Origin of the sequence: Paenibacillus tianmuensis, from assembly GCF_900100345.1 — a bacterium.
Lineage (GTDB): Bacteria > Bacillota > Bacilli > Paenibacillales > NBRC-103111 > Paenibacillus_G > Paenibacillus_G tianmuensis.
Genome location: NZ_FMTT01000084.1, coordinates 1 through 7,837, shown reverse-complemented (window position 1 = coordinate 7,837; position 7,837 = coordinate 1). Strand labels below are relative to the sequence as shown.

8 protein-coding genes and 1 pseudogene are annotated in these 7,837 nt (G+C 40.6%); 7 read left to right on the top strand and 2 right to left on the bottom strand.

Translation table 11 applies throughout. From position 1 onward, the window contains the following. Window positions 1–91: 91 nt before the first annotated feature. Window positions 92–1,174, top strand: coding sequence for a DUF1648 domain-containing protein (locus BLO51_RS27895; RefSeq protein ID WP_090677374.1), 1,083 nt, complete (start codon window positions 92–94; stop codon window positions 1,172–1,174). 151 nt (window positions 1,175–1,325) lie between these two features. Beyond that, window positions 1,326–1,437, top strand: a pseudogene (locus BLO51_RS27890) (IS3 family transposase); the annotation flags it as partial. A 28-nt stretch (window positions 1,438–1,465) separates the two neighbouring features. Here BLO51_RS27890 and BLO51_RS27885 read toward each other — a convergent pair. Together BLO51_RS27885 and BLO51_RS27880 are read right to left on the bottom strand one after the other, a co-directional pair. After that, the gene (locus BLO51_RS27885) at window positions 1,466–2,821 is read right to left on the bottom strand and encodes an ABC transporter substrate-binding protein (protein ID WP_090677373.1); all 1,356 of its coding nucleotides are present in this window, start codon (window positions 2,819–2,821) and stop codon (window positions 1,466–1,468) included. A 483-nt stretch (window positions 2,822–3,304) separates the two neighbouring features. Continuing rightward, the gene (locus tag BLO51_RS27880; RefSeq protein ID WP_167670370.1) at window positions 3,305–3,790 is read right to left on the bottom strand and encodes a stalk domain-containing protein; all 486 of its coding nucleotides are present in this window, start codon (window positions 3,788–3,790) and stop codon (window positions 3,305–3,307) included. A gap of 739 nt (window positions 3,791–4,529) precedes the next feature. Between BLO51_RS27880 and BLO51_RS27875 the strand changes: the two genes are divergently transcribed. The 5 genes from BLO51_RS27875 to BLO51_RS27855 form a co-directional block, all read left to right on the top strand. Further along, entirely contained in the window at window positions 4,530–5,090 is a 561-nt protein-coding gene (locus tag BLO51_RS27875) for an SdpA family antimicrobial peptide system protein (protein WP_090677369.1), read from the top strand. Beyond that, the gene (locus BLO51_RS27870) at window positions 5,075–6,049 is read left to right on the top strand and encodes a sporulation-delaying protein SdpB family protein (RefSeq protein ID WP_090677367.1); all 975 of its coding nucleotides are present in this window, start codon (window positions 5,075–5,077) and stop codon (window positions 6,047–6,049) included. The genes BLO51_RS27875 and BLO51_RS27870 overlap by 16 nt, the downstream gene beginning before the upstream one ends. A gap of 120 nt (window positions 6,050–6,169) precedes the next feature. Continuing rightward, window positions 6,170–6,787, top strand: a complete 618-nt coding sequence (locus BLO51_RS27865) for a sporulation delaying protein family toxin (RefSeq protein ID WP_090677364.1) — start codon at window positions 6,170–6,172, stop codon at window positions 6,785–6,787. Window positions 6,788–6,879: 92 nt separating this feature from the next. Further along, a complete protein-coding gene (locus tag BLO51_RS27860; protein WP_090677362.1) occupies window positions 6,880–7,296 on the top strand; it encodes a thiol-disulfide oxidoreductase DCC family protein in 417 nt (138 codons plus the stop codon). A 154-nt stretch (window positions 7,297–7,450) separates the two neighbouring features. Further along, window positions 7,451–7,837: GntR family transcriptional regulator (locus BLO51_RS27855; protein ID WP_143007021.1), on the top strand; the 387-nt coding region annotated here is incomplete at its 3' end.

The following is a 7,837-nucleotide window of genomic DNA, read 5'->3' as shown; positions in this document are numbered from 1 at the left end:
GTGCGATTTACCGTGACATTTCGCTGGAACAAATTCATTCGGCAATTCTGGAAGTGTATCACGATATTGTCAACTCCGGAGGTGGAGAGTAATGCTCTTGGTAACTCTGTTTTTCATCTGGATTCCGATGATCATCATGAATGCCTTGGTTCCTTTTTGGTCCCATCCCGGTGTTTTTTTCGGGATATTGATTCCCAAGGAGCATATGAGGCATCCCAAATTGCTTGCGATCAGACGTAATTACTGTGTTGCAACTGTCATCGCGGCAGTCCTGTTGATGGGACTATCCATTCTTTGCGTGCAACGCGAAGCCATGACTATGACGGCTTCGATTGTTTATCTTATTCCCGCTTACTTTGTGGTTCACGTGCTGATCTACCTACAAGGATACAGAGGGGTAAAGCGATTAAAGAAGGAAAACCAATGGATGATGGAAGAACCATCCGTCATAGCTGTTGACACTTCGGAACATTGGTCAACGGTTTCGAGAATGTGGAGTCTTATTCCGTTTTGGCTTATTGCAGCCAATATTGTCTTTGTCGCGTGGAATTATGACCAGATTGCAGCTAATATTCCTATTCATTACAATGCTTCCGGTCAAGTGGATCGAATCACGCAAAAATCGATCGGGATCATCTTTGCCCCTAATCTCATTCAATGCTTGATGGCGCTAATTATGGCGGGCGTACAAGAGGCTCTCATCCGGAGCAAACGGCAGGTTCATCCGGAGCAGTCTGAATCAATCAATAAGATAAGACAAAGCTCGAGACGCTATCAAGCCGCTGTTATTCATTTTATTACTTTAATTTCGCTGGCGTTATTTGCTTCTGTTCAGTTTTCGATTGCGGGGTTTATTGATTCCAGTCTGACCAACTGGATACTGATTGCCGCCATACTTCTGATTTTTGCCGCCCTAATCAGCTTGCCGATCGTTTTGAAAAAAAATCAGGCCCTTATGGCTGGAGCCAATACTCATATCGTGTTTCCAGACGCCGGTTCGGATGAGCATTGGAAGTGGGGATTGTTCTATGTCAATCGGGACGATCCGGCGCTGTTCGTTGAGAAAAGGGGCGGTATCGGGGTTACGGTCAATTTGGGCTGGCTGACCGGCTGGTTTTTCTTGATAGCTCCCCTGATTTTTGCAGGAGTCATTGTTCTTTTTAGCTTCCTTTGAAATAGGATCGGCTATTTCGATGCCTTTACGACTCCACTCCCCCTTCGAATAACCCCCTAGTATAATATTTTCCAAGTCATGGATGTTGGTTATACTTCCCTTTAAGCCGACCGTTTCCACGGGTATTCTACGGTCAGCCTTAAAGGGGAGTTTTAAACAAGAACTAGCCAAATATCGATTACTACAACCACAAACGAATGAAGGCAAAATTAAAAGGCATGAGCCCGGTTCAATACCGTACTTATGCCCTACAAGCCGCCTAATTAAATAACCATGTCTAACTTTTTGGGGTCACTTCAATTTATTCTGCTCCGCTTTTATCTGATTTAGTAACATTTGTCCTTTATTCTGCATATTATTGATTGCTTCACTAATTGTCATTTTATCTTCCACTACTTGCTGAATTAAATTATTCGTAATTTGGTCGAGGAGAACACTGAATTTTTCCGGAATCTCTGAATCGTTTTGTATACTGAGTGGTTTTAACAAATAAAAGGGTTCTAGGCTTCTTCCATCTATTTCTTTCGAAAAAGCTACTCTGCTTAATAATTGTCCTTGATCATGACCCGATTGAATTTTTGCAGCAGCATCACTATTAATATACTTGACTAGCTTCCAGGCAACGTCGGGATTAGCAGATTTGCTATTTACTGCAAAGATATTCGATAAGAAAATGCCCATTCCTTCGTTAGGATTACTTGGGTCAACAGGTACAGAAACAATATCCCAGTTAACAGGTAATGGAGTATCTTTGAGCTGCTGGGCGTGTAAAATGTTGTTAATAAAATACGAAGAATCTAATTTCATGGCTAATCTACCAGTTAAAAACGGATCTTGTTTCAACTGCTCTTCAGGGCCTAAGGGTTGTAACGGCTTATTCTCTGAATATACAGTTTTTGTTTTTAATACGTCCACTGTTGTTTTTACAACATTACTCCAGGAATCAGTATTCATATTTATCGTTGAGTTATTCATATCCAACTTCCTCAATCCTTTGGTTACCCCCATTGCATTCATAAGAGCTGAACCGGCCGGTTCATTTGAAAAAGCAGAGAATCCATAAAGCCTGTTAGACCCATCATTTGTTGGAAAGCGTTGTGCTAATTGTAATACTTCTTCCCAACTCATTTTATTTCTTGGATAAGGAATTCCATATTTATCAAAAAGATCCTTGTTATAATAAATAGCCATTGAACTAAAGAAAGGAGTCAATCCATAAATCTTCCCTTTCCCAGATGACTTAATTTGTTCTATAACACTGGGGGCTATTTTATCTACGTTAAAGTTATCTTTTTTGATATAAGTGTCTAATTCTAAAAGGCTCCCTGAATCTATCATATTTTGAAATCGCTTAGAGTTTTCAAGTAGGACTACATCTGGATTACCTTGTGAGTATATTTTCTGAAATTCTTTTTCACTATCGGCTCCAAGGTTATAAATGGATGTCATGGGGATTACTTGAACATCTATATTGGGATACATACTAGAAAATACATCTCCATAATCACGTTTAAAAGTTTTCTCATCTAAGTACATAATTTTAATGTTTCCTTTTGCTTCTGAGGCATCTTGTTTAGGTTCGAATAAACTGCATCCTGAAATCAAAAGAACAATAATTGAAACAACAACGAGTTTATGAGACTTCATAAAATTTAACTACCTCCAAAAATAAATTTAAGCTCCTCTATTATCTTAACAGGAAAAGTAATATTTTTCCTCGTGAAAACAACAACCCTCGCTATTTTGTAACAAAATTCCTTTAAATGTATTAAAATCAAAAAATATTATAATAAATTGTAATATGATAACAACAAAGTTAGGAGGTGAAAAAAATGGGATGTCCTAAAGCTTATTCAGATCGTTCTATTGTTAATGGTATTTCTGGATGCGATGCTCCAAGTCAATGCCGTAAATCAAATTCTAGTGGCAAGACAATAGACCCTGGTAGATTGTACACAAATCGATACGAGCGTTGCTGTAATTCTACTAATGGTTGTTTGGATGATTCTTACTACGATACTATCTATGCTGGTTGCTGCTAATTTTTAAACAGTAGAAAAAATATACCGATAACTAAATTGTCGGTATACTCGTTATTTTTCTTGACATGATCTCTCATTAAAACGGTTTCTACAAATTCATCAGAAGAAATTCCTTTCTCGTCCCGAATTGTAAAAAGGTTATGGGATCGCCGTGGCCTACGGTTATTTCTTCCTCGCCCAAGTAAACAAGGGAACCCCACAAATTCATGATTTCATTGGATTTATAGGTTTCTTTTTCGCTGTGAAGATTTAGCATGAAATGATCTGCTTGTTTGGATACGCTGATTTCGGCTTTCGTCAACTTGTTCACATGACGAACAATATAAATATCTTTCTTTGCTTCATCATAATGTACTTTGCCACCCATATTTTCGGCAATGTAGCGTATAGGAACATAGACAGAACCGTTATAGTTGAGAATCTCAAAACCCCCGTTCTGCTTATTGGTAGGTTGATTATTGAAATAGATTGACCTAGGGAATAAATGCGCTCGTATGGAATCGGAACTGCTTGCAACGGAAGCAACTGAAATACAGCCACCTGCGATAAGCGCCAAAAGCAACTTTTTCCTCAAAATCATTTCATCTCCTAGTTTATGGGGGGGTTATGGATTTTACACTTTTCTCCGTAATAAGTTGCGGTTTAGTATTTAAAGTAGGTTACTTATAGCTCTAAACAAGGAAAAAATAGTTCTAAAAGTAATATTTATATATTATTACAAATATTGCATATTCATAGTGTAATATAAAAAATACAAACTAAAGTGAGAAAATGAACATGCTTCCTGTGATTGTGTTGGCAACTGGACTTGTTATAACAAGTCCTGCGCCAAGCACTTTTGCGGCAGAATCAGTTGCTACAAAAACGGTATCTGGTGGGTGGAGTGAAAAGAGTGGTTACTTCATCCATAATATGGTATTTTTTGCCGAATGATACGAAGAAAACTATATCATTTCAAAAGTTTTTCTGAACAAAATAGATAGTTTTTCATATTAATAAATACTAGTTTGATAGTATATTATGGTCACTAATTACTTAATATATAATTTTTCAATAAAAGTTAATAAACAAGGAGGTTTGACCAAAAAAAGTTAATATATTCTTTAGCAAGAGAGTTCACATGATTTTAATGATCTCTTATCCATAATTTTCAACCTTCTTCATGATCCCAGCCTCATGATTTTCTTCTAAGTTAAAACTCTCAGGTAAATGCTACTTATTTCCCTCATCCTTGTTGTTCCGTTCCATGAATTGTTTCTTTGGCTTCGGGATTAATCGTATGTTTGTTCAATTTACACAGGAGGTTAGTCCAAATGAATACTATTACACCGGATAAAAACGTGAAGTGGGGTGTATTGTTTTTAGCTATTGCCGGTTTTTGGGCATATATTTTTTTCGCCGCCATTCATGCTGTCATGCCAACAAACCCCATCACTTTACCGACTGGCAAAACCTTGGGAATCGCGCTATGGTTTCCGCAAGGTTGGGGTTTTTTCAGTAAAAATCCACGAGAGCCGCAATTTCGTGTCCTTGATCTTTCCGATGGTTCATTATTGCCTGCGTGGCCTAACAATATGCCCGCAAATTTGTTCGGCATCAAGAGGTTTGGAAGAAGTCAGGGGATTGAGGGGGGACTGCTTGTCTCCATGATTCCTGAAACATCCAAAGGAAAATGTGAAGAAAGTCCTTATTCATGCCTCAACAAAGCGGATAAGACGTTAACTTTGAACAATCCGACCCCCAATCCGACGATTTGCGGAGAACTTGGATTTGTGTTTCAGGAGCCGGTTCCTTGGGCCTGGAGCAGCGGAGAGGAAAACATAGAAATGCCATCAACTGTAGTTAGGGTGAGAGTTGCATGCTCAGTAAATTAGGCGCGTACGCACACGGACTGGCCCGGAATACCGATCCTTGGACCAATGTATACGGTTTGGCGAGAACGTTGATTGCATTGGCATCGGCGTTAACTCTTTCTATTAATGATGCTCGGGTCTTTTTTCGACCTTATTCAGGCTCTTTAACTTATCCCAACTGTGAAGGTACGCTCAGTTTATTCTGCACGGTTCCTAACGATTATACCTACTTAAATCTTCTAAGATGGCTATGTGTTATCGGATTGCTTGTTATCGCTTCGGGTTGGCGTCCGAGAATCACGGGCATTCTGCATTTCTGGATCGCGTACAGTTTCAACGTCTCCGCACTTACGCTGGATGGCGGGGAACAAGTGACTACCGTCCTGACATTCCTGTTACTCCCGATTACCTTAACTGACCCTCGCAAATGGCACTGGCAAAAAAGTAAACCGATTGACCCGCTTTCCGATGCCTGGGTGACAAAACGGTTAATAGCAATTGTTACGTTTCATGCAATCAGATTTCAAGTTGCTATCCTATACTTCCACTCTACCATCGCCAAACTTTTTGAACCGACATGGCTGGATGGCACCGCAGTGTATTATTATTTGACGGACCCGATGCTGGGACTCCCTCCTTTTTTCTTGAAACTTGTCGATCCGATTCTTACTTCGCCTGCTGTCGTTATTCCTACCTGGGGAACACTCTTGCTGCAATCTTCTTTATTCGGCGCATTATTTTCCCCCAAAAAACATTGGAAATTTTATTTGACAGCGGCTCTCTTGTTGCATGAACTCATTGCTATCATGCTTGGCCTAATCAGTTTCTCGATGATTATGAGCGCTGCGTTAATTTTATATCTAGTACCGTTCGAACACCAGTTGCGACTCTTCAAAAGCTTCAAATTTTCTTTCAAACAAACACCCGATTTGGAACAAGAGTTGGCCGGCAGCGGGAAAGGGGTGAGTACTATGCAGTAGTTTACAGGCGACTCACTCCCTATGGTAATCCAAAAGAAGGGTGTGTTGGCGCCGGAATCACAGGTTGCTGGTCATCAACGTAACGAGGATGGAAAAATTTGATGAGGAGATGGTAATGGAATGAAGAGAATGTTAGCACTTTTTTTGGCAGTGATCTTGATTATGACAAGTTCTTCTGTATTCGCCGCAGGTACTGGTTCGAAACAAAAATATAGCGGCGAGCAAATCTTCCGCGGTTTGGTTTTTGGACAAGGGGAAGTAGCCAGACTTTTCCCTTCCATTTGGCCGGAAGAAATGCTGGTCAAATTAAGCAATCCGCAAGCCTTTGCCGTAACCGAACAGCTGGTGCAACAAATCAAGGAGCTGGATCCGACTTACTTTGACCTGCTTGAAAAGGCAGCGTATAGCGGAAACCATCTTCAGGTGAGAAATGCTTTAGCCCAAGGCGGAGAACTCGTTGAAAAAACAGTAAAAAATCTTCAGCTTAACCCTGATATCGGAAGAGGAACGGGATTATGCGCAGTTGCAGCAGTGGGTTACCTTGTCTATTTGGGCGCCGTGTTTACAACGGGGGCTGCCGTAACTCACGTTGCCCTCGTCAATGCGGCAGCCGGAGTTACTGTTTATTTGGCTGTCGTTGCCGGCAAATACTTATGGACGTCCTCCGCTTCTGCACATGATGCTTCCCTCAAACAAGATATGATCGTTAACAACGTTGTTAAGGCCTTTTCAAGATAGAAGGCGCACCTAAAGTTCAAAGAATGGCGCACACTCCAACACGTGTGTGCCATTTTTAAATTTCGAATTATTTCGCTAGGAGATGTCAAACTATGCAGACCGTAACAGATTCTTGCAGGATCGTATTCTTTGACGGAGAATGCAATTTTTGCAACGGATGGGTCAAATTTATTTATCGCAGAGATCCTCAGGGTGTTTTTAAATTTGCTTCTTTGCAATCTCCGGCTGCCCAAAGGATTCTGCTTCCGTTTAATCATCGTCTGGATCGCATTGATTCCATTGTGCTGGTTGAAGAAGGAAAATATTATACGGAATCTACGGCAGTCCTTCGTATTCTTAAAAGGCTTGACGGGCCGATCAAGTACCTTTACTTTTTAAAAATCATTCCTGCAAGTTTCAGAAATTGGGCTTACCGACTTTTTGCCAAAAAACGATACGCCTTATTTGGCCGACGGTATGAATGTGAGCTTCCGAGTAAAGCGTTAAGAGAGAGATTTGTCGACGTCTAAGCTTTGGGCATCAAGCTACATATGGGCATCGTTTTAATCCCCAATTGAAGATGACACCAAAAAATGGACTCATGAAATCAAATCCTATATTGACATCAATTGGCATTACTGCTATATACTATATATAACAGATGTTATTTCGGAGGTGCAAGGGATGATCATTCGAATTGAACCGGACTCGGAAGTTCCCATCTATGCACAACTGGTAAACAGCATTATTGAAGGTATTGTGAATGGCCGCCTACGCCCCGAAGAGCCCCTGCCCTCCGTACGAAGACTGGCAAGCGACATTGGCATCCATATGCATACGGTAAACAAAGCGTATAAAATTCTTGAACAAGGAGGATTTATTCAGATTCACCGCCGAAAAGGCGTCGTTATCCAAGCGGCGCGCAAAAACGAGGACACCGGGATGTACATCGATTATTTAAAGGTAACGCTTCGGCCAATCCTCACGGGTGCGATTTACCGTGACATTTCGCTGGAACAAATTCATTCGGCAATTCTGGAAGTGTATCACGATATTGTCAACTCCGGAGGT

Excerpts from the sequence above, each read along its gene's own strand:
- BLO51_RS27895 (WP_090677374.1), top strand. The coding sequence starts at position 92 with ATGCTCTTGGTAACTCTGTTTTTCATCTGGATTCCGATGATCATCATG.
- BLO51_RS27885 (WP_090677373.1), bottom strand. The coding sequence starts at position 2,821 with ATGAAGTCTCATAAACTCGTTGTTGTTTCAATTATTGTTCTTTTGATT.
- BLO51_RS27875 (WP_090677369.1), top strand. The coding sequence starts at position 4,530 with ATGAATACTATTACACCGGATAAAAACGTGAAGTGGGGTGTATTGTTT.
- BLO51_RS27870 (WP_090677367.1), top strand. The coding sequence starts at position 5,075 with ATGCTCAGTAAATTAGGCGCGTACGCACACGGACTGGCCCGGAATACC.
- BLO51_RS27865 (WP_090677364.1), top strand. The coding sequence starts at position 6,170 with ATGAAGAGAATGTTAGCACTTTTTTTGGCAGTGATCTTGATTATGACA.
- BLO51_RS27860 (WP_090677362.1), top strand. The coding sequence starts at position 6,880 with ATGCAGACCGTAACAGATTCTTGCAGGATCGTATTCTTTGACGGAGAA.